The sequence below is a fragment of the Streptomyces anthophorae genome, assembly GCF_049310305.1.
Classification (GTDB): domain Bacteria; phylum Actinomycetota; class Actinomycetes; order Streptomycetales; family Streptomycetaceae; genus Streptomyces.
On sequence record NZ_JBLWQQ010000001.1, the window covers coordinates 1,637,323 to 1,663,174 of the forward strand.

At 70.0% G+C, this 25,852-nt stretch carries 19 protein-coding genes; 13 read left to right on the forward strand and 6 right to left on the reverse strand.

What is annotated here, in order from left to right; all coding sequences use genetic code 11:
- Window positions 1-59: 59 nt before the first annotated feature.
- The 10 genes from ACNYS0_RS07380 to ACNYS0_RS07425 all read left to right on the forward strand — a co-directional run bounded on the left by ACNYS0_RS07380 (window position 60) and on the right by ACNYS0_RS07425 (window position 13,529).
- Entirely contained in the window at window positions 60-482 is a 423-nt protein-coding gene (locus tag ACNYS0_RS07380; protein ID WP_422471869.1) for a DUF6507 family protein, read from the forward strand.
- A gap of 2 nt (window positions 483-484) precedes the next feature.
- Window positions 485-2,719 carry a prolipoprotein diacylglyceryl transferase gene (locus ACNYS0_RS07385; protein ID WP_422471870.1) on the forward strand — a complete coding sequence of 745 codons (2,235 nt, stop codon included), beginning with the start codon at window positions 485-487 and terminating at the stop codon, window positions 2,717-2,719.
- Window positions 2,700-3,344, forward strand: coding sequence for a pentapeptide repeat-containing protein (locus ACNYS0_RS07390; RefSeq protein WP_422471871.1), 645 nt, complete (start codon window positions 2,700-2,702; stop codon window positions 3,342-3,344). The genes ACNYS0_RS07385 and ACNYS0_RS07390 overlap by 20 nt, the downstream gene beginning before the upstream one ends.
- A 169-nt stretch (window positions 3,345-3,513) precedes the next feature.
- Complete coding sequence (locus ACNYS0_RS07395) at window positions 3,514-4,164, forward strand: hypothetical protein (RefSeq protein ID WP_422471872.1); 651 nt, start codon at window positions 3,514-3,516, stop codon at window positions 4,162-4,164.
- A gap of 15 nt (window positions 4,165-4,179) precedes the next feature.
- The gene (locus ACNYS0_RS07400; RefSeq protein ID WP_422471873.1) at window positions 4,180-5,055 is read left to right on the forward strand and encodes an immunity 49 family protein; all 876 of its coding nucleotides are present in this window, start codon (window positions 4,180-4,182) and stop codon (window positions 5,053-5,055) included.
- A gap of 21 nt (window positions 5,056-5,076) precedes the next feature.
- Complete coding sequence (locus tag ACNYS0_RS07405; RefSeq protein ID WP_422471874.1) at window positions 5,077-5,379, forward strand: hypothetical protein; 303 nt, start codon at window positions 5,077-5,079, stop codon at window positions 5,377-5,379.
- A 46-nt stretch (window positions 5,380-5,425) separates the two neighbouring features.
- Window positions 5,426-6,757, forward strand: a complete 1,332-nt coding sequence (eccD, locus tag ACNYS0_RS07410) for a type VII secretion integral membrane protein EccD (protein WP_422471875.1) — start codon at window positions 5,426-5,428, stop codon at window positions 6,755-6,757.
- Window positions 6,758-6,950: 193 nt separating this feature from the next.
- Window positions 6,951-8,054: a nucleotide-binding protein gene (locus tag ACNYS0_RS07415; RefSeq protein ID WP_422471876.1), complete on the forward strand. Its 1,104-nt coding sequence runs from the start codon at window positions 6,951-6,953 to the stop codon at window positions 8,052-8,054.
- 34 nt (window positions 8,055-8,088) lie between these two features.
- Window positions 8,089-12,099, forward strand: a complete 4,011-nt coding sequence (eccCa, locus tag ACNYS0_RS07420; protein WP_422471877.1) for a type VII secretion protein EccCa — start codon at window positions 8,089-8,091, stop codon at window positions 12,097-12,099.
- Window positions 12,096-13,529: a DUF6177 family protein gene (locus ACNYS0_RS07425; RefSeq protein ID WP_422471878.1), complete on the forward strand. Its 1,434-nt coding sequence runs from the start codon at window positions 12,096-12,098 to the stop codon at window positions 13,527-13,529. The genes eccCa and ACNYS0_RS07425 overlap by 4 nt, the downstream gene beginning before the upstream one ends.
- Window positions 13,530-14,164: 635 nt before the next feature.
- On the opposite strand, the gene ACNYS0_RS07430 is transcribed toward ACNYS0_RS07425, so the two are convergent.
- The 4 genes from ACNYS0_RS07430 to ACNYS0_RS07445 all read right to left on the reverse strand — a co-directional run bounded on the left by ACNYS0_RS07430 (window position 14,165) and on the right by ACNYS0_RS07445 (window position 17,802).
- A complete protein-coding gene (locus tag ACNYS0_RS07430; protein WP_422471879.1) occupies window positions 14,165-14,524 on the reverse strand; it encodes a hypothetical protein in 360 nt (119 codons plus the stop codon).
- 68 nt (window positions 14,525-14,592) lie between these two features.
- Window positions 14,593-15,459, reverse strand: coding sequence for a carbohydrate ABC transporter permease (locus tag ACNYS0_RS07435; RefSeq protein WP_422471880.1), 867 nt, complete (start codon window positions 15,457-15,459; stop codon window positions 14,593-14,595).
- Window positions 15,456-16,412, reverse strand: coding sequence for a carbohydrate ABC transporter permease (locus ACNYS0_RS07440; protein WP_422482492.1), 957 nt, complete (start codon window positions 16,410-16,412; stop codon window positions 15,456-15,458). The genes ACNYS0_RS07435 and ACNYS0_RS07440 overlap by 4 nt, the downstream gene beginning before the upstream one ends.
- A gap of 1 nt (window position 16,413) precedes the next feature.
- Window positions 16,414-17,802, reverse strand: coding sequence for an extracellular solute-binding protein (locus tag ACNYS0_RS07445; protein ID WP_422471881.1), 1,389 nt, complete (start codon window positions 17,800-17,802; stop codon window positions 16,414-16,416).
- A 1,143-nt stretch (window positions 17,803-18,945) separates the two neighbouring features.
- Between ACNYS0_RS07445 and ACNYS0_RS07450 the strand changes: the two genes are divergently transcribed.
- Window positions 18,946-22,395, forward strand: a complete 3,450-nt coding sequence (locus ACNYS0_RS07450; protein ID WP_422471882.1) for an NACHT and WD repeat domain-containing protein — start codon at window positions 18,946-18,948, stop codon at window positions 22,393-22,395.
- Between the two features lie 62 nt (window positions 22,396-22,457).
- On the opposite strand, the gene ACNYS0_RS07455 is transcribed toward ACNYS0_RS07450, so the two are convergent.
- Complete coding sequence (locus tag ACNYS0_RS07455; RefSeq protein ID WP_422471883.1) at window positions 22,458-22,826, reverse strand: DUF2568 domain-containing protein; 369 nt, start codon at window positions 22,824-22,826, stop codon at window positions 22,458-22,460.
- Window positions 22,827-22,943: 117 nt separating this feature from the next.
- Window positions 22,944-23,810 carry a helix-turn-helix transcriptional regulator gene (locus tag ACNYS0_RS07460; RefSeq protein ID WP_422471884.1) on the reverse strand — a complete coding sequence of 289 codons (867 nt, stop codon included), beginning with the start codon at window positions 23,808-23,810 and terminating at the stop codon, window positions 22,944-22,946.
- A gap of 140 nt (window positions 23,811-23,950) precedes the next feature.
- On the opposite strand from ACNYS0_RS07460, the gene ACNYS0_RS07465 reads away from it, so the two are divergent.
- Together ACNYS0_RS07465 and ACNYS0_RS07470 are read left to right on the forward strand one after the other, a co-directional pair.
- Window positions 23,951-24,238 carry an Atu4866 domain-containing protein gene (locus ACNYS0_RS07465; protein ID WP_422471885.1) on the forward strand — a complete coding sequence of 96 codons (288 nt, stop codon included), beginning with the start codon at window positions 23,951-23,953 and terminating at the stop codon, window positions 24,236-24,238.
- Window positions 24,239-24,338: 100 nt separating this feature from the next.
- Window positions 24,339-25,787 carry an MFS transporter gene (locus ACNYS0_RS07470; RefSeq protein ID WP_422471886.1) on the forward strand — a complete coding sequence of 483 codons (1,449 nt, stop codon included), beginning with the start codon at window positions 24,339-24,341 and terminating at the stop codon, window positions 25,785-25,787.
- Window positions 25,788-25,852 lie beyond the last annotated feature (65 nt).

The window sequence follows — 25,852 nt, forward strand, 5'->3', positions numbered from 1 at the left end:
ATGTGAGTACCGGCGCGGGCCCTGGCGCGCGCCGTTCAACGGGGACGAGGGGGATGGTCGTGACGGGGTGGGACATCGACCCGGCCGGGGTGTCCGGTGTGCTGTCCAAGTCGGGCGCCGCGGCGCAGGACATGTCCAAGGCCGGCGGCGCGATGCAGAAGGATCTGGAGTCCGCGTCATCCGCCGCGGGCACGCTCACCAGCCAGTACGGCCCCTACACGAGTACGGCGGGTGTGGTGGGTGCGGCCCTTGCGCAATTCGCGCAGCACTGGAACCGGGATCTGCTCTACATCGCCAAGCGCACCGAGAAGTCGCTGAACGGTGCGGCCGAGGCGACAGGCGCCTACGTGCAGGGGGCGCGTGAGCAGGCGGCGAACGCCCAGCACGCCGCGGCCCAGGAGCCGAAGATCGACATGCCGGGAGCGGGTCGGGCCCAGGGGCCGGGTCCGGGTGAGACCGGGCGTCGTACGGAGGGGCAGTAGCGGTGAGCGACCAGCTGATCGACCCGTCCGGGATCCCGCACTTCATCGGCGATCTGGCCACTCTGGATTCCGATGTCACGAACTTGAACACGCATGCGGGCGAGTTCCGTTCGGCAGGCGCGGACGTACACACCGAGTTCCAGGGCCTGTCCGCGTTCTACCAGGCACCGGAGGCGGACCAGCTGTTCGCCACCACGCTGCCGGTGAAGACGAAGACCGACGCGTTCGCCGACGACCTGGAGAAGGTCTCCTCCGCGCTGTCCGCCTACAGCACCGAGGTCCAGCCGCTGGTCAAGAAGCTGGACATGTTGAAGGCGGACGCGACCGCGTTCGTGAACTCGGTGTCCGGAGACGACGACTGGCGCAAGGACCAGGACAAGGTCGACCACAACAACGACCTGTGGCACGACGTCAACCACACGGTCGCCGCGTTCCAGTCCGCCGAGCGCGCCGCCTACAACAAGATCATGGCGCTCATCGGCGGCACGGCACTGACCACCGACGACGGCTCCCACGCCAAGAACATGTACGGCTTCAAGGCCGACGACCTCGACCACGCCGAAGAGACCCCGTGGGGCTCGTCGGCCGAGCGCGAGTACGAGGGCCTGGCCTGGCTCGGGCACCAGATCAAGAGCTACGTGTGGGACGGCTTCATCGTCGACGGCGTGTGGGGCACCATCACGGGCCTGGGCACGCTCGTCGGCACCGACGGCTGGGCGGCCGCCGGTCAGGCCTGGAAGCACCTCGCCCAACTCGGTACCGGTCTGGCCATCACCTCCACCGCCATGTTCGGCGGCGCCGGGGTCGCCGCCGCCTACTGGACGGCCCCCGACGACAAACTCCCCACCTGGCTGCGCGAATCGCGCACCACCATGAAGGAGACCGGCAAGGCGCTGGTCGCCTGGGACACCTGGAAGACCAACCCGTCCCGCGCGGCCGGAGCGGTCACCTTCAACGCCGTCACCGCCATCTTCACCGGCGGCGCCGGCAGCGCGGCCTCGGGCGCGGGCAAGGCGGGAGCGGTCGCCCGCGCACTGTCCATCACCGGCAAGGCGGCTCGGATCGTCGACCCGATGACGTACGTCGGCAAGGCGGGCAAGTTCGCCTTCGTCAAGGTCGGCGACACCTTCACGGCCCTGAAGAACCTCCGCACCGGCGCCTCGGTCGACCTCCTCCGGGAGGCCGACGCAGTCCGTTCGCCCAGCATTCCCGAGACGGCGATCCCGTACGTGGACAACGCCACCGGGAAGGTCGTCTACCTGACCGACCAAGGGCATCTGCTTGATGCCGACGGCGGCCTGCACAGGAGTGCAGCCAAGGTCGAGATGTCGGCCGCTGATCGCGCCGCCCTGGACTCAACGCCACACACGTCCGTACCCGGCACGCACTCCCCTCGGCTCGTCACCGCTCATGCCGGAGACAGCCTCACGAACGGCTCCGGCAATGGAGCGACCGTCGGGCACAGCAGCCTGCAGCATTCGGCATCGGCAGCCGGGGACCAGGCCGGGAGCTCCGGGGCGCGTGTCGCGGGCGGCGCCGAGGAGCCCGCACCGGGGGGCGGCCGCCACGGCGACGCGGGGCATGGTCCCAGCCACGCAGCAGATAGCCCCGGCAGTGCAACACCGGGCAGCGATGCCGTTGAGCAGCATGGTGGAACGGGGAGAGGGCACGACACAGCCCATGAGAGCGCCTCAGCTGGTAGCACAGCTCCTGAGAGGATCAATGAACCGCTCCCTGCATTGACTCCTGAGGAAAAGGCCGCACACTGGGGGCACTTGGAGGACGTAGAGAAGCGGAGCCCCGACGACTTCGATCATCTGCAGCGCGATCCCGACAAGAACGGCGGCATTTCCGATCCGTCGAAGGACGAGGCGCGTGTCGGCCTGGACCTTCGCGATCAAGGGCGCTTGCCCTCGGACATCAGACGTCCGACTGAAGCCGACCGCGGAGAGTTCTACTCACCCAGCACCGGACAGCACTACGACATCAAAGGTGTTCACTCTTACTGGCCACCCTTCAACAATGTTCAAGACCCGGCGCTACTGGCAGGGCCCTTCCGTGGCGCGTACAACCCGGCCAAGAACGGCAAGTGGGTTCTGAAGCTCTCCGAGCAGATCGTGGAGAAGAACCGCACCGTTATCCTGGACGTGCGGAACGCGAACCAGGCTGCAATCGACAACATCAAGACCATCATCGAGACGAACGGCTGGGAAGACAATGTCATCTGGTACCCGTAGCGACTGGGCGCCAGCGAGGTTCCCCGAAGACCCGGTCGCAGCACAGCGATTGCGCGAATGGCTTCAGAGCGGGGTGGGCGGTCTTGATGCAGTGGGCCTCAACCTAAGGGGATCGGATCTTTCTCACGGAGATTTCTCCGAATCCTGGTTTACGGAGGGTCATCTTACCGACGCCCGCCTGGTGGGATGCGAGTTCTATCGTTCCGATGCAGAGGGTGCCGACCTTGACCGAGCCAACCTCACGGAAAGCTCTCTCGTCCGAGTCAATCTCGACGAGGCGACGCTACGCGGCGCCATCCTCGACCGGGCAAACCTGATCAAGGCATCCCTATACGGCGTTGATGCAACAGGTGCGAGCTGCCGCGGTACTCGCTTCATGGGTTCGTCTCTACTTGAGGTCAGCCTCCGTGGGGCAGACCTCAGCGGCGCCGTCTTCGACGAAAACTCCTTCAAAGTAACGCTCGACAGAAAGACGGTCCTTCACGGTGCCACCGGGACCGTCTTCGGCCCGGCCGAATTTGTGGACATGGACCAGTCACACAAGCTTGCAGGGAGCGACCTGCAGAACTGGCTTCGGCACCAAGGTGCAGACATCCAGGTCATCCACAAGGCGGCGCACTCATAACTGCGCCGGCCACCCAAAGGAAAACTCCTTGAGTCGGTGTCCGTGCGCCGCCGCAGGCTCCACGACGCGGTGTCCGCGCGAGGAAGCTGGCGCGACATTCGTTCTCCGCTTCACCGACGACCCCTTGCCGTGCCGCAGAACCGCCCAGCATTTCCCGTAAGGAATGAATATGTCGACCTTGATGCGTTCGCCGAGGGAACGCGGTTCCTGGTATTGGGATCTCGACGAATTCGATACGCCGGGCCTGGAGTCTGCACTGTCTCTCGGTGCGCGGATGACTGAGGTGCTGACCCGACACGAACTCCTCACCCCACTCCAGTTGGAATACGTCTGGAACGTCACAGGCATGGGGACCACCGGAATCACCACCACACTTGACCTCGCCAAGACATCGCTTGGCAGCCAGGACCTTCCGGAACGGGTACGCGGCAGCCGTCCTGCCTCCCACCCATCCGCCCATATCTCGTTCCTCGATGTGCTCGGCACGGGCACGTGGATCAACGAAGGGGGCGAAGCCCGGAGTGAGTACCGATTGGTCGACCTGTCCCTGTGCACCGCTCCCACCGGCCTCTCCGCCGAGCTGTCCGTGCATCACGACATTTGGGGCCACTACGACTTCACGGGGAGGCCCCACCCCGCTGTTCGTGAGAACAATGCCCCCAGATTCACCGCCGCACTGAACGATCTCTCGAACCTGCTGGGCATGCCTCCAGAGCCCGGAGAGCCGACCTACTTCGGAGCAGCTACCGTAGACGGCCTCGCAGATCCGGACGCGGACGAGAACGGCCTGGGCCCTGACTTGACGAACTGGTTCCACTGACAGAGGGGCCAAGAAGTGGAAGGAGATGGCGTTCCCCTCGTTGATTCCCGCCACAACATTCCCCGAGAGAATCTGGCGGCAGACCTGAAGGTACTCAACCGCAACGTGGCATGGGCGCTTGAAGACCTTGACGAGGCGCCCCAGGCAGTCAGCGACGCATTGCACTCGGCCTTGACCCGCGCACAGACCTGCTGCATCAAGGATCCGCTGGCAGATCGGTTCGAGACTTGGGATGCCTGGGTCACCGCCATGCAGGCGGGCGCCGCGCTCTTCGATGCCGCCATGCTCAGTAGTGGAACGGTGCAGACGCGCATCGCACGTGAGCTGCGGACCATACCTGCCACAGGTGCCCAGCCACATGTCAACGCAGTCAACTGGACCACCGCGTTCTGGCTCTGCGTGATCTGCCGCGAGAAGGACCGTCTCACCAAGCTGTGCCAGGTTCCGGTCTCCCTGCTCCGCGCATCCGGCGCCGAATACGACGAATACATCTATGACTGGATTGAAGCGCTCCAAGCTTACTGGCTCGGTCGGCCAGGCTTGAGTGACAAGCTCGTGGCCGCAGTCCGGGGCACGACACCACCTATGGCACGCCTCGCTCCCTCTGATCTGTTGTCGAAGATTGTGTGGCCCCCGATGGAGCTGCTGCATCAACTCCTCCGCCAGGACCACGTTCGATTCAGCAGCACGCTTGCTCAGGCCATCCAGTGGCACCGGGAGTACTGGTCGGCGGACGTAGATCGCTCCCGCCTCAGTTCAGGAGCTGTCGCAGCCGGGCCGCTCGCCATGGCGTGCTTCGCCTACGATGCGGGTTTCCCCGTCGACATAGAATCTGATTACCTTCCCAGAGCACTCCTGCAGGGTGCGTGGGCCGGCGAGTTCGAGACCTGAGAATCCCACCGGAATTGAGTCATGTCAGCCCAGGATTACGACAGTCAGCTCCTCGAGTCGGTGGCGGTCCGTCGCCGACGGCTCCGCGATGCTGTGTTGTTCGGTGCGCAGCGGCAACGACGTACCGTGGATGAGCGGTTGGGTAAGGCGTTCGCGGGTGTCGTGATCGCCGCTGTGTTGTGCGCCGGGTGCGTGGGCTGGTCGTTCATTTCGCATCGGGTGATCGGGAAGACCGGATACGGGACGTCCGCACCCGCGTCGACGCCGTCGGCGCCTTCTGTTTCCGGTTCCGGATCGCCCCAGAGTGGGGATTCCGCCCGATGATAGGTTCGAACGCGTGATTTCCCAGGGGGCTGTGAGTCGTACGGCGTTGAGCCGCATCACGTTGGTCGGTGAGCGGCGCCGTATTGATCTGGTGCTGCCGTCGCAGGAGCCGATCGGGCTGCTTCTTCCTGAGGTGATGCGGCTGCTGGACAACCGGATCGGTGAACGGCCGCAGGCCCGGCACCTGGTGACGGCCGACGGCAGCGCTCTGGAACAGGACGCCACGCTGGAGTCCTCGGGCGTGCCCGATGGCGCCGTGCTGCGACTGGTGCGCATCGAGCATGCGCCGTCCGCCCCCGTCGTGCATGACGTGAGCGACGAAGCGGCCGATGATCTGGATGTGCGGGCCTGGCGGTGGGGCGCGCGAGCGCGGAGGATCGTCTCTGCCGGGGCCTGTGTTGCCTGGGCCGTGGCCGCGTCGTTCGTCGCCCGCGACGGGTACGAGGCGCGAACCGTCGGCAGTGCCTTGGCAATCGCCGCGGTCGTCGCCGCAGTGGCCGGTGTGCTGCTCGGTCGGTCCGGGCGCAAGGGACTCGCCACGGCGCTGATCGGCGCGAGTGCCGCTGTCGGGTTCGTGGGTGCGTGGTCGTTCGCCGACGCCAACGGGTGGTCCGCAGCGGTGCGGTGGGGCGCCGTGGTCGCGGTGGTGGTTGTGGCGTTGTTGCTGTTCGGTGGGTTCACGCCGTTCGGGCGCGGTGCTCTGGTCGGCGCCGGTGCGCTTGCCGGGGTCGGAGCATGCTGGGAGGTCGCGCTCGCTCTGCAGTCCGGCGGCGAGCAGGCCGTCGGTTCGGCTCGCGCGGCGGCGCTGCTCGCCGTGGTGTCCGTGGTGGCCTCGGGAGTTCTGCCGCGGATTGCGTTGATGGCGTCGGGGCTGTCCGGGCTCGACGACCGGCGGTCGGCAGGCACGTCGGTGAGCCGGCTCCAGGTGGGGACCGCCATGGCCGCTACGCACCGGGGGCTGGCCCTGGCGACGGTGGTGATGGCGGCATCCGGGGCGCTCGCCGGGGTAATGGTCATCCGGACGGTGACGGTGTGGACGGTGCTGCTCGCGGTGACCGTCGCCCTCGTTCTCGCGCTGCGGGCCAGGGCGTATCCGCTGGTGGCCGAGGTCGTCGCGCTGCTGCTGGCCTCCGGCGTCGTCGTGGCGCGGCTGGCGTGGCTGTGGCTGGAGCAGCAGGGCGCTGCGGGTCCGCTCGGGGTGTTGGTCGTGCTGGCGCTGGTGCCGCTCGGTGTGCTCGCCGTGGAGCCGGCCGAGCACGTGCGCGTGCGGCTTCGCAAGGTCGGGGACGTGCTGGAGTCGGTCGGGGTGATCGCTCTGTTCCCGTTGGTTCTCGGGGTGTTCGGGGTGTACGGGCGGCTGCTCGGCACGTTCGCGTAAGGGGGCGGTGATGACGACATCCGGCCGGTGGCAGAACGACGTACTGCGAGAGCTCAACGCGTCCGCCGAGCAACCCGCACCTGACGACGGTCGCTCGCCGTTGCCCGTGCGGAGCCCGGACGAGCAGCGTCCCCACCCGGGGCAGCCGCATGCCCCGTCCCGGCCGGAGGCATCTCCGGTCGGCGCACAGCCAATGCCGCAGCCGCTTCCGCAAGCGGCGCCGCCTCCGGCCGTCCCGCCTCACCAGGCACCGTCCACCCCGCCCGCACCCGCACCCGCACCCGCACCCGCACCCGCACCCGCACCCGACCAGCCTCACCCCACCGTCCCCTCCCCCGCCGCGCCACCACCCGGCCCGCCCAGGCCCCCGGTCGCCTCACCCGAGTCCGTACCGACCCTCGACCCGCGTCTCGCCTACGCCCTGGGCACCCCGCAGCACGGCGACTCGATGGTCCGCCGCACCGGACGCGGCCTGCGCAAGCTGGCCTCGTCCGCCGCGCGCGACGTGGGCGAGGAAACCCGGCTCGCCGGGTTGTTGCAGCAGCCGGTGACCACGGGCCGCGTGATCGCGGTGACGTCGATCCGTGGCGGCGCAGGCAAGACCACCACCTCGGCACTCCTCACCCGCACCCTCAGCCACTACCGGCACGACCCGGTCCTGGCCCTGGACGCGGACTCCGCGCTGGGCACACTCCCAGTACGCCTGGGGGCCCAGACGGTGCGCTGGTCGGCCACCGACCTCGCCCAGATCCTCACCCCGTCGATGCAACTGACCGACGTGACCGGCTACCTGTCCCCCATCGGCGGCGGTGGCTGGTTGCTGCCGGCCAGCCAGGGACGCCTCGGCGTCGCACCGCTGGACATCCCGACGTATCGCAAGGTGACGCTCTCGCTGCGCCGCTACTTCGCCGTGACCGTGGTGGACTGCGAGTCGCTGCCCGGCGAGATCGCCCGCACCGCCATGGCCACCGCCCACGCACGCGTGGTGGTCGCGCCGCAGACCGCGGAGGGTGTCAACGGCAGCCGGATCGTCCTGGACTGGCTGGCCCAGCTGCCGCAGGACGCGCTCGCCGCCACCGTGGTGGTACTCACCACCAACAGCACCGATCCGAGCCTGGAGTTGAAGGCGGCCATGGCCCATCTGCGCGAGACGGGCGTGACCGTCGTGCACCTGCCCTACGACCGCCATCTGGCGGGCGGCGGGCCGATCCGTACCGACCGGCTCGGCGAGGCCACCCGGCGCGCGGCCACCGAACTGTCCGCCGAGGCGATGCAGCGGGCGGTGCGCGTCCGATGACCCACCACCTGAACCGGACGGCGGTGCGCACCCGGTGACCCAGCACCTCGTCCATCGCCCGGCCCGCTCGCACCGCCCGCTGCCGCCCATCGAGACCCGCACCATCGAGCCACCGCCCAATCTGCCCGAGGGCAAGACCGGCAGTGCCGCCACCGCGCTGCTGCCGATGGCGGGTGTCATGGGCTCGGTCGTGATGATGACGGTGATCCGCTCCAGCCAGTTCGCCGGGCTCGGCGCCGTCGTCCTGGTCATCGCGCTGCTCGGCGCGGTGGCCCTGTTCCTGTCCCAGCGCGGCAAGGCACAGCGCCAGCGGCGCACCCAGCGCGAGCGGTACCTGGAGTATCTGGAGGGGCTGCGGGCCGAGCTGGCCGACGCCGAACGCGACCGCCGCCGCGCGGCCCGCTTCCTGCACCCGGACCCGGCCGCCCTGCACGACATCGTGCGCGATCCGGCCCGGCTGTGGGAACGCCGCCGCTCCGACGCCGACTTCCTCCAGGCCCGCATCGGCGTCGGCGACGTCCCCGTACAGGACCTGGCCATCGGGCAGAACACCTCCGGCACCGCGATGACCCCGCCCGACCCCTTCATGCTCAACGAGGCCCGCGCCCTCCAGGCCCGCTACGCCACCACACCCGACCACCCTCTGACGGTCCCCCTGGACCGGGCCGGCAATGTCAGTGTCATCGGTGACCGCGCAGGAGTGCTGCGCGTCGCCCGCGCCCTGCTCATGCAGGTGGCGGCCACCCACGCGCCGGACGACGCGGCACTCGCGCTCGCCGTGCCCGGGGAACGTATCGAGGAGTGGGAGTGGGCCAAGTGGCTCCCGCACGCCCTCGATCCGGACACCGCCCCGGACGGAACCACCCCGGCGCGCCGCATCGCACCCGACCTGAACCAGCTGGCCCAGGTGATCGGTGCCGACCTCAAGCAGCGTGCCACCTACGCCGCCGAGGTGCGTCGCGGCCTCGCCGACAAGCGGGCCCTCGCCCTCACCGACCGGCTCCTCGTCGTCCATGACACCTACGGCGAGAACGCGGCCGACCTGCCCCGCCCCGACGCCGCCGTCCCGCTCCATGCCATGGGTGTCACCGTGGTCCACCTGCTGGCCGACCAGCGGCACGAGCCCGACCATGTCTCGGTGCGCATCGTCGTCGACGAGGACCGGATCGTCGTCGACGATCTGCGCCCCCAACAGCCCGTACGCACCTCAGGACTCGCCGACGAGGCGGGTCCGGCCGCAGCCGAGGCCCTCGCCCGAGTCCTGGCCCCGCTGCGCCTGTCGGCCGAATCCGCCGCCGAGGGCGCCCCCGTCGCCGGCCCGGTCGACTTCCCCCACCTCCTCGGCATCGAAGACATGGCCGCCCTCGACCTGCCCCGCCAGTGGGCACCACGCGGCGAGCGCGACTTCCTGCGCGTCCCGATCGGCCTCGACGACCACCACCAGCCCGTCCTCCTCGACCTCAAGGAATCCTCCGAACTCGGCATGGGCCCGCACGGGTTGTGCGTGGGCGCCACCGGCTCCGGCAAGAGCGAACTCCTGCGCACCCTCGTCCTCGCCCTCACCGCCACCCACGCCCCGGACGACCTGGCGATGGTCCTGGTCGACTACAAGGGCGGCGCCACCTTCGCCCCGTTCACCGGCCTGCCGCACGTCGCCGGTGTCATCACCAACCTGGAGAACCAGGCCGGACTCGTCGAACGCGTCCACACCTCCCTCGCCGGCGAGATCAAGCGCCGCCAGCAGGTCCTGAAGGACGCGGGCAACATCGCCGACATCGGCCACTACCGCGCCCTGCGCGCGAGCGAGCGGCCCGACCTCGAACCGCTCCCCCACCTCTTCGTCGTCATCGACGAATTCGGCGAACTCCTCACCGCCAAGCCGGACTTCATCGACCTGTTCCTGTCGATCGGGCGCATCGGCCGCTCGATCGGCGTGCACCTGCTGCTGTCCAGCCAGCGCATCGAGGGCGGCAACCTCAAGGGCCTGGAAACGTACCTGTCCTACCGCCTGGGCCTGCGCACCTTCTCCGCCGACGAGTCCCGCACCGTCCTGGAGACCACGGACGCCTTCCACCTGCCGCCCCTGCCCGGCTTCGGCTACCTCAAGGTCGACACCTCCACGTACACCCGCTTCAAGGCGGGCTACGTCTCCGGCGCCTACCGCGGCCCGGCACTCCACAAGACGGCCGACGACACACCCCGCGTATGGCCGTACCCCGCCTTCAACACACCTCAGGCGCTGGAAAGTTCGCCAGAGGACACCGAGCCGGCGGCGATGAGGGAGCGGGAGACGGGACCGACGGTCCTGTCCACCGCCGTCGCCCAACTCACCGACGCCGCACCGACGGTCCGCCGCATCTGGCTTCCCCCGCTCCCGCAGGCGACCACCCTGGACACGGCCGCAGGGCCCGTCCAGGCGACAGCCGACGGACTCCAACTCGCCACGCCAGAAGGCGGATTGCGTGCACCGCTCGGCATCCTCGACGACCCGGCCCGCCAGTGGCAGGGCCCCTGGATCCACGACCTCAACACGGCCGGCGGACACACCGCGATCATCGGCGGCCCGCAGTCCGGCAAGACGACCCTGCTGCGCACCCTCGCCCTGTCCCTCGCGCTCACCCACACCCCCGCCGACGTCGCCCTCTACGGCCTGGACCTGGCCGGCGGCGGACTGAGCGCGCTGACGGACCTGCCTCACGTCGGTGGCATCGCGGGCCGCGCGGACCACGAACGCGCCGCACGCACCGTCGCCGAGGTCCGCGCCATGCTGGACCGTCGCGAAACCGCCTTTCGTGAGCACGGCATCGACTCCGTCGACCAACTGCGCGCCCTGCGCGCCCAGGGACGCCTGCCCGAACTCGGCTCCACGGACATCGTGCTGCTCATCGACGGCTACGGCGCACTGCGCGACGAGTTCGCCCACCTCGACGACGCCGTCGCCGACCTCCTCAAGCGCGGCAGCGGCTACGGCATCCACGTCGTGGCCGGCATGCTCCGCTGGAACGACGTCCGCATCGCCGCCCAGTCCATGTTCGGCAGCCGCATCGAACTGCGCCTCAACGACCCCGCCGACTCCTCCGTCGACCGCAAACTCTCCGAGACCTTGTCCGCCGACACCCCGGGACGCGCCCTCACCGACGGCAAACTCTTCGCGCACACGGCCCTGCCCCGCATCGACGCCAGGACCACCACGACGGACATCGGCCCCGCCCTGGAAGAGGCCGCCCGCACCATCCGCGCCACCTGGCACGGCGAACTCGCCGCCCCGGTACGGGTGTTGCCGACACACCTGCCCGCGCAACGCCTGCCGTCCACCGCCGCCGAGCCGCACACGGTACCGATCGGCCTCGACCAGGACACCCTCTCCCCTGCCGTTCTGGACCTGTTCGGCGCCGACCAGCACCTGCTGATCCTCGGCGACAACGAGTGCGGCAAGACCAACCTCCTGACCCTCGTCTCCCGCTCCCTCGTCGACCGCTACGGAGACAAGGAACTGGTCTTTGGCGTCTTCGACCCGCGCCGCGGCCTACGAGGTGTCATCCCCGAGCCGTACCGCGGCGGCTACGCCCACAACGCCAAGCTGGCGAACGCGCTCGCCACCGGCATCGCGACGGAACTGGAAAAGCGCCTCCCGGAGGCCGCCGACCCGGACTCGACGGAGGCGGAGCCGTCGTTCGCCGGCCCGCGGATCGTGATCCTCGTCGACGACTACGACATCCTCACCGCCGCCGGACAACACCCTCTGGACCCGTTCCTGCCGTACATCTCCTCGGCCCAGGACATCGGCCTGCACTTCGTCGTCACGCGCCGCGTCGCGGGCTCCTCGCGCGCGCTGTACGACCCGTTCCTGATGGCCCTGCGCGAAACCGGCGCCACCGCACTGGTCATGACCGGCGACCGCAGCGAGGGCCAACTCCTGCCCGGCCTCTACGCCTCACCACAGCCACCCGGCCGCGGCACCCTGGCCCGCCGCGGACGCCGCCACCAACTCATCCAGACCGCCCTCGCGCCCGAAGCCGAATCTCACGAGGAGGCACCGGCGTGACCCAGGACATCATCGCCCTCACCCCGAAGATGCCCGACCCCGCGGCCCTCCTCGCGGCCCTGCACGCCGGCGGCCCCGACCTCACCCTGACGAGCACCGACGACGACGCGGTCATCCATCTGTGCACCGCGGCGGGCCGCCCGTTGGTCTCTGTCGAAGCACCGATCCTCGTCCACACGGCGGGCGAGGCGGAACGCCTGCTCGGACCCGAAAACGGCGCCCCCGAACCACCGTTCTGGTGGACCGAACTCCGCGCATCCACCGCCGCCCCCGAGGCGGAGACCCTCGCCGAGTCGGTGGCCGCCCGCCTGACAGTGCTGCTGGGTGGCATCACCTGGCCACGGGGCACGCACACCACGGCCGTCGTAGAGGCATCCGATCCACCGCCGGACGCCATCACCCCAACGCCCGCCGCGACGAGCTCACTGCCCATCGTGGACGTCCTGACCGACTCCACGGCCGTCGTCATCGCGGACCGCCCCGTCCTGGGCCTGACCACCTGGCTCGCCGACGTCCTGCGCATCACGACCGCGGCCAACCGCGCCCTGCACATCGTGACACCACCCGACACCCGCCTCACCCTCCCGCTACGGACAGCGCTGGGCGGCGCCCCCAACCGCTGGGTCATCCAACACCCGGAGGACGGCTACTACGACGGCCTGTCCGGAGCCGAACTCACGTGGCGGGAGGGCACGTTCGCACCGACCGGCGACGGCACGCTCGCCGCACCGTTCACGTCCGGCGCCACCGCCCCTGCGCATGAGCACCAGCTGACGGTGTCCTTCCGTACGCTCCACGCACCCGACGCGGACCTGACGCTCGGCGCCTCACTGGAGACCGCCTGGCGCCACCTGCTGGGCACACCGCCGGCCGGTTGGGGCACCGCCGAACCCATCAACCTCCCGTGGTCGCCCCGCCAGTTGACCGACCTGGCCCGCGACCGCGCCCCCGACCCCACCCACACCCTCGCGATCGGCACCCCGGACCGCCCGGCCATCGCCACCCACCGCACCACACGCACCACAGCAGGCATCGCCGAGGACATCACCCTCACGGTCGGCTATGCCACCGACGAGCCCGTCCCCCTGGACGCGATCGAACCCCTCGCCGCCGAACTCGTCGACGCCCACAGCCTGGCCACGATGCTCACCACACTCCGCACAGCAAGCGCCGACCTCACCCTGCCACCACTCCTGACCGCCCCACCCCTCCCGGTCGCCTTCACCCTCGGCGCCACCGACGTCCGCGCCATCGGCCGCACCCACGCCCGCCGCCCACCGCTCGCGATCAAGCCGGTACAACTCGGCACCGCCGCGGCGCCATCCCTCCACTATCCGCTGGGCGACGACACCAGCGCCGACGCCTGGACAACGCTCCACACCCTGACCAGCCACCTCAAGAACCGCACAAGTAAGGCCAGTTCCACGTAACCTCAGCCCCCTACCCACATGGCGGGGCAGGTCAAAAGCGTCACACGAACGTGCAGCAGCCCCAAGTGGGTTCGGTAGGCAGCACATCCGGGACATACAGCCAAACTGCTGAGGTTCTGTGTCACACACGCAAGCTTCGGCGGCACGGGGCATGCACAGCCCTGTCGGAGACCCACGACAGGGCGCTGTCTGAGTGGGACGCTCAGCGCATGACATCCGGCAGCGAACCTTGCACTCCGGGGCACGAGGCTGACGTGATCCAACTCCTTCTGGAGGAGTACCGAACACTCCGAGACGAGATCAAGCAGCGCGTCGCAGAGCGAGTGCAGATCACCGCAGTCGTGGGGGTGGTGGCGGTGGTCATCACCACCAAGGGACCCTTCTCCCTTGGTGCGCCGCACCTTTACGCAGGTGTGGGAGTCCTTCTCTTCTGTGCGTACTGGGGGCGCAAGGGACTGCAGGAGCTGTACAGAATCGCATCGCAGCTCCGGCAGCTTGAAGATCGCATCAATACCCTTGCTGCTCGGGCGTACCGCAGTTCGCCTGTGCTCACCTGGGAACACCAGATGCACGCAGTGCAGCGGCGCGAGGCCAGGCGTTGGCCGTGGCTCCGACCATGGCTTCCCGGACCTCGCTCATAGCCAGGGGCAAGGCTGGGCAGGCAAGTCGACGCCCCAGCCCGTCACTGTCTGGACGCATATCATGGCCAGCTCTCTACCTGTGGGGCCCGTAAAGTCATCGCCCCAGTTGGACGTGGTGGTGGTGAGCCCCATCGCCGAGGGGCGCAGCACCTCACGGCCGTCGCGGCCGATCCGTAACGTCGGCGCCCCTTGCGCGTCGACGCCCACCCGCGCCTCGGGAGTTCCGGTGCTCGCGCCCGGGGCCGCGACCACGGTGGTGGCCGGGGCGGTGGCCGCCGGGGCCGGCGCGGTGACGAGACCCGTGCCGAGCGCGGTGACGGCGAGTGCGGTCAGAGTGCGTGCTCTTCTTCTCATGGCTTCCTTGTCGCGTGGCGGTCGGGAGGCAGTGGTGCCCTCACGCGGGTGCGGGAAGTTGTGGTGGTTCAGCCCTTGAGGCCGCCCCCGAGTCCGAAGCCGCCGCCGAGCTTGCGCGAGACCAGGACGTACAGCACGACGGCGGGCAGCGAGTAGAGCAGGGAGTAGGCGGCCAACTGGCCGTAGGCGACGGTCCCGTACTGGCCGAAGAAGGTGAACAGGCCGACGGCCGCGGGCTCCTTCTCGGGTGATTGCAGGAGCACGAACGGGATGAAGAAGTTGCCCCACGCCCCGATGAACGTGAACACGGCGACCACCGCCATGCCCGGCGCCATCAATGGCAGCACCACGTACCGCAGCGACTGTAGGCCGGAAGCCCCGTCCACCCAGGCGGCCTCCTCCAGGGACACCGGCACTCCATCCATGAACCCCTTGGTGAGCCAGAGGGAGAACGGCAGTGTGGCGGTGGCGAGGAAGAACATCGCGCCCCACAGCGAATCCACCAGCTCCAGGCGTACGAAGAGTTCGTAGACCGGAACCATGATGGCGGTGACCGGTAGTCCAGTGGCGAAGAGCACCCCGTACAGGAACGGCCGCCTGAACCGCAGCCGGTAGCGGGACAGGGGGTAGGCGGCGAGCACCGAGACGCACATGTTGATCAGGGCCGCTCCCCCGCACAGCAGCAGGCTGTTGAGGATGGGACGGATGCTCGTGCTCCAGTGCAGGACCGCGCGGAAGTTCCCGGTCGTCAGGTGCGGCACGGCGGCGCTCGCGGTGGCCTCGGAGTCGACGGAGGCCAGCAGCAGCCACAGGAAGGGCGCCGCGAACAGGACACCGACGGCACCGAGGACCGCGTACACGAGCACCGTGGAGGCGGAGCGGCCGGGCGCGGTCAGCCGGGTCAGGGACAGCGGCGAGGGCTGTGTGGAGGTCATTGATTCAACTCCGGCTTCAGGACGCGCAGATAGAGGAAGGAGAAGATGCCGCCGAGGGCGAGCAGCACGAGGGCGATGGCGGTTCCCTGGCCCAACTGGAAGAACTTGAAGGCCTGTTGGTACATGTACAGCGGGATCGTCTCGGTGGCGCCGCTGGGTCCCCCGCCGGTCAGCACGAAGATCAGGGTGAAGACGGCGAGCGTCTGCAGGGTCACGACCATGAGGTTCGTGAACACCGACCGGCGGATCATCGGCAGGGTCACCCACCACAGCCGGGCGGCACCGGTGGCCCCGTCGGTGGCTGCGGCGTCCTCGATCTCCGGCGGGATCTCGTCCAGCGCGGCCGTGTAGACCATCCAGGAGAACGCGGTGCCGCGCCACACGTTGGCGAGGACGACGGTGAGCATCGCGTGGTCGACGAGCCAGTCCGGTGCGGGCAGGTGCAAGGCTGTGAGGGCCGTGTCGAGGGTGCCGCCGTCGGAGAAGAACGCGTACAGGGTGAATCCGGCGACGATCTCCGGCAGCACCCACGCGCCGACCAGCAGCACCCCGAGCGTGGTGCGCACCCAGCGGGCCCGGCCGCGCATCAGCAGCGCCAGGGTGAGCCCGAGGCCGTTCTGTCCGAGGACGCCGGAGGCGAGCGCGAAGACGAGGGTGAGCAGGACGGAGAGGGTGAACTGGTGGTCGCCCAGCAGGCGGGTGAAGTTGCGCAGACCGACGAACTGCGGGTCGCGGGCGGCCGATCCGGTCAGCGCGGTGTTGGTGAACGCCGCGTAGACGCACCACAGGACCGGGCCGGCGAAGAACACGGCGAGCAGGACGAGGGAGGGCAGCAGTGGCAGGGAGCGGGTGACACTGCGACGGCGGGCGGAGGGTGCCGGGCGGCGCGGCGCCGCACCGGGGCCGGCGGTCCGGGGGGTGGTGGCGGGGCGGTGTCCGGCGGCGTGGGTCAGTTCAGACACGGTCCCTCACCTGGCCCGCCCCGAGGTCGTCACGGAGTCCGGCGGCGTAGGCGCGGGCGGCGGCGCTCGGTGAGGCGTCGGCGGTCATCACGTCTTCCATGGCGATCTGGGCCCGGCTGGAGACCATCAGGTACTCGGCCTGTGTCGGGCGGAACTTGGTGACCTTGAGCAGGTCGGAGAAGAAGCCGTTGGTGGCCAGCGCGTCGCGGTAGGCGGGGACGTCGAGGACGTCGCGGCGCACCGGGATCTGGGCGTTCTCCACCGCGTACTGCAGCGCCCGCTTGCGCCCGGTGGCCAGGGCGATGAAGCGGAAGGCCTCGTCGGGCACCGTGCTGTGCCCGCCGATCGACAGCATCCAGCCGCCGGACAGGCTGACCGTGCCGGGGCCGTGCTGGATGGGCATCGCGGTCACACCCATGTGCTCGGTCCACTCCGGCCAGGGCGCGGAACCACTCTTGATCCACTTCTTGGGTGTCCAGGAGCCCTCGCCCAGCGCGATGCCGATCTGCCCGGCGGGCAGCATCTCGGAGACGAGCTTGTCGCGGATGGTCGGGTTGAACGACATCTGCGGGCTCGGCCCGAGCTTCTCCCGGAAAACCGTGTCGACGAAGCGCAGGCTGTCGCGCAGCCCCGGGGTGTCGCCCGCCCACCGGTCGGCGCGCGCGTCGTAGAAGCCGTCGCGCGTGCCGTGCAGCAGCATCAACAGGCCCTGGGTGGTGGTGGCTTCGCCGAGCGCCTTCGTGGCGTAGACGTTCATCGGCACGACGTCCGGCACGCGCCGTCGAATGGTGCGGGCCGCACGCAGCAGGTCGTCCCAGCCGCGCGGGGACCATGTCGCCGGCAGTCCGGCCTTGGCGAAGACGCGCTTGTCGTAGAAGATCGCGCGGACGTCGGTGCCGGTGAGCACCCCGTAGATCCGCCCGTCGTCGGCGCGGGTGGCGGAGCGGGCGGTCGCGTCGAACCGGTGCCAGTCCGGCCACGTTGCCAGGTGCCGGTCGAGGGGTTGCAGATAGCCGGCCTGGACGTCGGCGTTGGTCATCACCGTGTCCTGGAAGACGACGTCGGGCGCGCTCGGCGCCGAGCGCTGCATCAGCTCGATCTTGGTGGCGAAGTTGCCCTGCTGGTCCGGGATCGGCACCAGCTCGACCTTCCGGCCGGGCGCGGCCTTTTCGTACGCGGCCGCGGTCTCGGTCATCTGCCGGTGCACGATGTCGTCGGCGCCCCAGAAGGGATAGGCGACACGCAGCGCACGTTCGCTGCCGGCGGCGCTGCCGCAGCCGGTCAGCGCGGCCGCAGCGAGCACGCCGACACCCCCGGCGAGCAGGGCGCGACGCGTGGGGCGGGCCCGTGGCGGGGTCGCCTCGGGCGACGCCGACTGCACGGAGGCAGTTTCCTGGTGTGGCGTGCCAACGGGTTCGGCGGCGGCAGAGGGCACCACATCATCTCCCTCGGTAAGAAATGGGGCACGGGCAACGGCATGCCGGGCAGCAGTGCGTGGAGGGCAGCACTGAACGCGCCACGTCGGCCTGTGGGACGGCTTGAACCGGTGTGGCATCGATGCCATGTGGGAACGTAGCCACATCGGGGTCCCAGGTCAACGGATGCGACACAAGCGGTCTTTCGATGCGGAGATCACCGTTGGGCGACGGTGAGCCCGGGCCGGGGCCTCGGAGAATCCGGACGCAATGAACCCGTGGGACCAACTCGACGCGCAGGAGGCGGCGTACAGCGCGCGCCACGTGCCCCCTCGGGGCGGGGCGACAACCAGCCCACCATGCGGGCGAGTTCACCGAGATCGCGCCGGCCCGCAGCGAACCGAACCACCAACCAACACGAAGATCGCAACGACCCCTCAGGCGTCGCGGGCCCCCGCCACGGCGGGGTCTTTCACGTTCACCGGCCATGACCCCGGGGTCGTCGCCGCGTTCCGGCCGGCAGCCGTCAGGGGGGATGCATGACTGACGGTGAGGTGCGCGATGCCGGCGTCGGGATCCGTGGCGGCCAGGCCGACGCACGTTGTCCGGCGTGTACCGTGACGGGCCATCAGAGGTAGAGCCATTGATGAACAGCGACCCGAAGACTGCCGTGGGCATCAGGACGATGGCGACGGCCGGTATGCCGATCCGCCGGTCGCGCACCAGGTGCGGATTTCATGCCTAGACGCCGAGACCGTTCCCGGAGGTGGGGCACGGGTCTGGGTACCCGACGACCGATCCCGGCCTTCTGCTCTGCGCGGTTCCGACGATCGCGGTCGGGCCGGGCGCAGCACATCAGGCGGCCGCACGTGAGGTCACCCCGGACGACACGCGGGAGATGATCGGACGCTCCCCGAGGTGGGCGACCGCCCTGGCCCGGGCCGGGGCGGTCGCCCACCTCGGGTCGGTGCGGACGGCAACTCGCCCCCACGCCAGCCCACTTCACCAGCACGTTTTCACGATGCGCGGGCTTCAGGGGCGACGGGCGTTGCCCGCCATGAGGCGGCACGTGGCCAATTGGCCTTCTCCTCAAGATAGTTTGTCGATCCATGGATCGACGTCCCCTCAAGCTCATGCTCGATGTCCTGCTCATGCTGGTCGGGGCCTTGCTGGGGATGGCCACGAACTACGCGACAGGCGAGACGGATCATGTGCCGCTGATTATGCGGCTGTTGCGGGACTGGTCGGTGCCGTTGATCGGCGTTGCGTTGGCGGTGCTCATCGGGGGACAGGTCACGCTGCACTTCCTCGAGCGGCCGTCGCCTGTGCGCCGGACCTGGGACAGGGGTCAGCTGCCGTACCCGGGGCTCGAAGCCTTCACAGAGGATGACGCGGCGGTCTTCTTCGGACGGGACCGGGAGATCACCGGCCTGGTCGGGCGCCTGCACCCGGTAACGCCGCGGCGGGCACAGCGATTCGTGGCCGTGGTCGGGCCCTCCGGCAGTGGCAAGTCGTCCCTGGTGCGGGCCGGGCTGCTGCCGGCGCTGGCCCGGCGGCGGGGACGCTGGGCCGTCGCAGCACCGTTCTCACCGGGGCTGGACCCGGTCGGCACCCTGCGACAGCGGTTGGCTCAACTTCCCGCTGAGCGCCCTGCGTTGATCGTGATCGACCAACTGGAGGAGTTGCTCACCCTGTCCGGGCCCGAGGAGCGTGACGCGTTCCTGACCACCGTGCGCGACGCGCTGCGCCGCGACCCGCGGTTGTGGGTGGTGGCCACCGTGCGATCGGACTTCCTCACCGGGTTCCTGGAGGCGGGCTTCGCGGAGCTGGTGCGCGAGCCGATGATTGTCGGGACACTCGCCCGGGAGGCGCTGCACGAGGTCATCGAGAAGCCCGCCGAGCAGGCCGGCCTGACCTTCGCTCCGGGCGTCGTCGCGCGCATGGTCGACGACTGCGGCGGCGGCGACGCCCTGCCGCTGCTGGCCTACACCCTCCAGGAGCTGTATCTGCGCGCCGGAGGGTCGGGTGGGACGGTGACCGAAGAGACCTACCGAGCTCTCGGCGGTGTAGCCGGAGCGCTGTCGGAGAAGGCCGACGAGATCGCCGCCGAGCTCGCGGACGCACCCGTGATCCCCACCCTGCTGCAGTTCGTCACCGTCGACGGCAACGAGCCCACTCGTCGGCGGACCCGTCGCGACGACCTCACTCTCCAAGAGCAGGAAGTCGCCGACGCCTTCGTCGCGGGACGCCTGCTCACAAGCGACGGCGGCGTCCTGGACGTGGCGCACGAGGCGTTGTTCCGCCAGTGGGCGCCGCTGCGCCGGGCAGTCGATGCCCGCGGTGAGGATCTGCACCGCCGCACGGAGTTGGAGCGCTGGGCGCAGGATTGGGACCGGGCCGGGCGTCAGGACGCCTATCTCCTGACCGGGGAGCGACTCGCTTCCGCCCAGCGCTGGGTGGCCGACTCCGCGCGGGCACTCGGCACCACGCCACTGGTCGAGGACCTCGTGGACCAGTCGCTGCGAGCTCGCCGAGAGACGATGGAACGCACGGCGGAGCGGGTGGCCGCCCGAGTGCTCGAACGCATCGACACCGAGCCGGAGCCCGCTGTGCTCGCCGCGCTTGCGGCGGTGGAGGAATGCGCGGCCACACCGGCTGCCGTCCAGGCGCTGCATACGGCGCTGAGCGCCTCACGGCTGCTCGCGGTGCTGCGCGGCTTCGAACGCGGCGCATCCGGAGTGGCCTGGTCACCGGACGCCCAGCGGCTGGCCGTGTCGAGCGACGACGGCACCGTCCGGGTGTGGCGCCCGGAAAGTGGCGACCAACCGACCGTGCTCGAGGGCAACGGCGCCTGGATGCAGGCGGTGGCCTGGTCCCCCGACGGACTCAGGCTCGCCGTCGGCTGCAGGGACTCCACCGTCCGCGTCTGGTCCACAAGCACGTGGACCGAACAGGCCGTCCTCCGCCACACAGAGACGGTCGGCGAGCGAGAAGAGGGCGTCGGCGGCGTCTCCTGGTCGCCGGACGGAGGCCGCCTCGCGTCGGTCGGCAGCGACTGCGCCGTGCGGATCTGGGACACCGACACGTACAGCGTGTCCGCGGTGCTGCGCGGCCACCAGCACATGATCTGGAGCGTGACCTGGTCGCCCGACGGGAGACACGTGGCCAGCGGCGGAGAGGACAGTACGGTACGGATCTGTGCCGCAACCACGTCAAGCATCGTCACCGTGCTCACCGACCACCAGAACAACATCGAGTCGGTCCGGTGGTCCCCGGACGGCCGACGGCTCGCTTCGGCCTCGGGCGACCGGACCGTACGGATCTGGGACACCGACACATGGGAGACGCTGCGAACGCTGGAGGGCCCGGAGGTCATCAACTCCCTTGCCTGGTCCCCGGACGGCACCCGCCTCGCCGGTGGTGACGCGAGCCGTACAGCCTATGCATGGAACCTCGACGGTACCGACGGCGAGGTCCGGTTCACCGACCACACCGACACCATCTACGGCATCTCCTGGTCCCCCGACGGAAGGCGGTTGGCGACCGCGTCCCGCGACCGGACCGCGGCTGTCTGGGACGTCACCCGATCCACCACCCTTCTCGGCGGCCATGCCGATGGGGTCCTGCACGTCGCCTGGTCGCCCGATGGCACGCGCATCGCCTCTGCCTGCCAGGACGGCACTCTGACCCTTCGCGACCTCGTCACCGGCCGAGAGAGCCGCGATCACCACGTCGGTGAAGTGTCCGACGTGGCCTGGTCCCCCGACAGCACCCGCCTGGTCGCCGCCCTGCGCGACGGTGCCGCCGCTGTGCGAAGGGCCGACGCCAGCGACGACGGCATCATCCTGAACGGGCACACCGAGGAGCTGTCCAACGTCACCTGGTCACCCGACGGCACGCGGACAGCCACCGCCGGCCGCGACGGCACGGCCCGCATCTGGGACGCCGCCACCGGAGCAACCGTGCACATCCTGCGCGGCCACGAGGACTGGATCGGCGGTACGGCCTGGTCACCGGACAGCCGCTACCTCGCCACGTCCAGCACGGACCGCACCGCCATCGTCTGGGACACCACCGACGGCACCGCCGTCACCACCCTGCGCGGCCACCTGGACTACGCCTGGAAGGTCCACTGGTCACCGGACGGCCGCCGCCTGGCCACCGGCTCCCGCGACCGCACGATCCGTCTGTGGGACCCCTTCGAAGGCACCGAACTCGCCGTCCTGACCGGCCACGAGGGCCCGGTCCAGGACCTGGCGTGGTCCCCCGACGGCACCTCGATCGCGTCCGTGTCCCGGGACCGAACCGTCCGGCTCTGGGACCCCGACAGCGCCACCCAGATCGCCGTGGTCGGCGTCCACGCCGACTGGGCCAACGGCCTCAGCTGGCACCCCGACGGCACACGCCTCGCGACCGCCTCCCGCGACCGGACCGTACGCATCTGGACACTGGCCGAGCACGACCTCGACGGCCTGCTCCGTCGCGCCCGCAGAAGAGTCTTCCGCTCGCTCAGCGCCGAGGAGCGCCGCGCATTCCTGCTGCCGGACAATGCGGGCTGAGCCGTGATCCCGTTGCCGGTTCGGTCTCAGTGACCGCCCTGTACGTGACCTCGTTTCCGGCCTCACGAACGTGTGCGGTAGTACGAGGCCAGGGCGGTGTTGAGGACGACGACCACGGTGAACCAGAGAAATGGAAGCCGCTGCCCGAGTGCGAGGAGCGCCCATGCGGCGGCGCCGAACACAACGGCCTTCACACCGAGTTGGGCGGCATACGGTATCGCGAACCGCGCCTTCGGCGCCGCGAACATCCCCCAGAGCACGGCAGCGCCGAGCGGCGCGGCCGCGGCAAGGGCGAGGGAGCCCGCCCATCCGACGTCGCGGGTGAAGCCCCACCAGGCCAACAGCCCGAGCGTCAGCACCTCCAGCAGGAAGGCGACTCCCTCATTGACGAGGAAGAAGGCACGGACGGCCGAGGGCAGCGGAGTAGTCATGGAGGCCACTCTCATCCGTCTCCGCGGAAGGGTCCACTCCGATCGGCGCGGTCTCGCATGACGGCGCGTCGGCATCGCGGAGGTCCCCGAGGGCCGGGCGGGCAGCCCCGTCGTTCCTCATTGCCCGGCGCGGCCGGGCAGAGTCCGCCCCGCGCCGGCGTGCAGGGAGCCGAGGAGGGCGAGCGCCTGGGCGGAGGCGCTGCCCGGTTCGGCGTGGTAGATGACGAGTTGCTGGCCCGGCGCGTCGCGGACGTCGAAGGACTGATAAGTCAGGGAGAGCGGGCCGACGTCCGGGTGGAGAAGCTGCTTGGCGTCCTGGGTCTTGCCGCGTACGGCGTGCTGCGCCCACAACCGCCTGAACTCGGCACTGTGCTCGTTCAGGGCGTCCACGAGGCGGTGCAGGCGCGGGTTCCCGGGATCGAAGCCGTGGGCCTGACGCAGGTTGGCGACGGCCGCCTGGGCGGCCCGGTCCCAGTCCCGGTAGAACTGCCGGCCGGCCGGGTCGAGGAAGGTCATGCGGGCCACATTGTCCGCGGGGGCGAAGGGGGCGTAGAGCGCGTCGGCCAAGGCGTTGGAGGCCAAAAGGTCCAGGGTGCGGCTCATGACGAACGCCGGGGTGTGTGCGTAGCCGTCCATCAGCTCACGCAGTGCGGGGCTGACCCGCTCGGTGGCGTGGAGGGGGCCCGGCCCGTCCGGTGCCACTCCGGCCAGCCGGTGCAGGTGCTCGCGGGCGTCCAGGTCGAGCAGGAGGGCACGGCCGAGCGCGTCCAGCACCTGGGGTGAGGGGTGACGTTCGCGTCCCTGCTCGAGGCGGGTGTAGTAGTCGGCGTTGACTCCGGCGAGGACGGCGACCTCCTCGCGACGCAGTCCGGCGACTCTGCGCACGCCGTGGCTCGCCATGTTGACGTCCTGTGGCCGCACTCGGGCGCGGCGTGCGCGCAGGAACTCGCCGAGGTGGTTGTCGTCGGTGGCCGCATCCTTCATGCCCGCCAGGCTAGGCGGTGGTCCGGCAGGCTGCCTGGGTGTGCCGCACCCAGGCAGAGAACACCCTGGCACCCCCACTCTGAGCTGCGCAGACTCGGTCGGGCATGACATCTGAGCCCTACCGAGAAGGGGAGTCTCGAATGACAGGCGCATCGCGCAGCGACCGCGACACCGAGAACGCCGACGTGGTCGGCATGTGGGTGACCGCGGACGGCCACATCCGTCAGGAGCTGTTGCCGGACGGGCGCTATGACGAGGCCCGCGGAGACCGGCGCAGCGCCTACACGGGCCGGTACACGGTCAGCGGCAACCATCTCGACTACGTCGACGACACCGGCTTCACCGCCACGGGCGACATCCGGGACGGCGTCCTGCACCACGAGCACCTCGTGCTCTACCGCGACGACCGACCCCAGAGGCCGTCATGAGGGCGCGCGGCAGCGCCACCGTCCCCAACGCCCGCGGGCTCGGAGCCCGCCGCGGCGCGGACCCCGAGCCGTTCAAGCGTCACCCGAGGAAGGCAGAGCTGTGAAACAGACCGAAGCGATCGCCGCTGAAGCCGGCGACGGAACCGACAAGACCGGTGCCGCCGCGGAGGGCCGCGCGGCGCCGGGCGCCTGGGCCCTGCTGGTGCTGTGCGCGGCGCACTTCATGGACGCCATCGACCTGTCCGACGTCGGCGTGGCCCTTCCCGCCATCCAGCGTGACCTCGGTATGTCACCGGGTTCCCTGCAATGGATCGTGTCCGCCTACGCCCTCGGCTACGGCGGGTTCCTCCTCCTGGGCGGCCGGGTCGCCGACCTGTTCGGCAGGCGACGCGCCTTCTTGACAGCGGTCGCCGTCTTCGGCGTGGTCAGCGTGCTGGGGGCGCTCGCGCCGACCGGTGGTCTGCTGATCGCGGCGCGCCTGGTCAAGGGCATCGCCGCGGGTTTCCTGGCACCGGCCGCACTCTCCCTGATCACCACCGGCTGGCCGGAGGGCCCGCAGCGCGGCCGTGCCCTCGGGTGGTACGCCACCGCCGGTGCCTGCGGTTTCATCGGGGGGCTCGTTCTCGGCGGCGTACTGACCGAACTGTCGTGGCGGTTGGTCTTCGCGCTTCCGGTGCCCATCGCCGCCGCGGCGCTGCTGGCGGGCTCACGGCTGCTCCCTGCCGACCGCCGGGGCTCCGCCCGCGAGCGGATCGACATTCCGGGGGCGTTGACGGCGACCGGAGCGCTCGTACTCGTGGTCTACGCCGTCACGCAGGCTCCGGCACACGGCTGGCTGTCCGTGCGCACCCTCGTCCTCTTCGCGGCGGCGGCCGGCATGCTCGTCGTGTTCGTCCGGGTCGAGTCCCGTTCGCCCAAGCCGCTGGTTCCCCTGGGCTTCCTCACCCGGCGCAGGACCGTCGGCACCAATCTGACGATCTTCGCCATGTGGGGCGCCTACACGTCCTTCGCGTTCCTCGCCACGCTGTATCTGCAGAACGTGCTGGGCTGGACGCCGTTGCAGACCGCCGGCGCCTTCGTACCGCTCGGCCTCGCCAACGGCGCGCTGGCGCCCTTCGCGGGACGGCTCGCCACCCGGTTCGGTCTGCACCGGACGATCGCCACCGGCATGCTGCTTCTCGCCCTGTCCTACGCGCTGTTCTTCCGCATCGGCCCGGACAGTTCCTTCCTCAGCGTGGTGCTGCCGGTCATGGTCGTCAACGGCATCGGCACCGCGGCGACCTTCCCCGCGCTGAACATGAGCGCGGTGACCGGGGTGCCCGACCGGGACCAGGGTCTGGCAGGCGCCCTGCTCAACACGTTCATGCAGATCGGCGGTGCCGTCGTCCTCGCCCTCGTCACCGCGGTCGTGGAAGCCGGACAGCGGGCGAAGGGTGGTGACCCTCTGGCGGGATACGGCCCCGGCACCACAGTCGTCATCGCCGCCGTGCTCGCGGGACTGGCCGCGACGCTCCTCATCCGACGCCGGACCGGCGATCGGGACGGGTGACGGCGCGACCACTGCCCTCTCCTCCTGCTTCCCCCCTCTGTCTCGCGCCGTCGCACTGGCGCCCA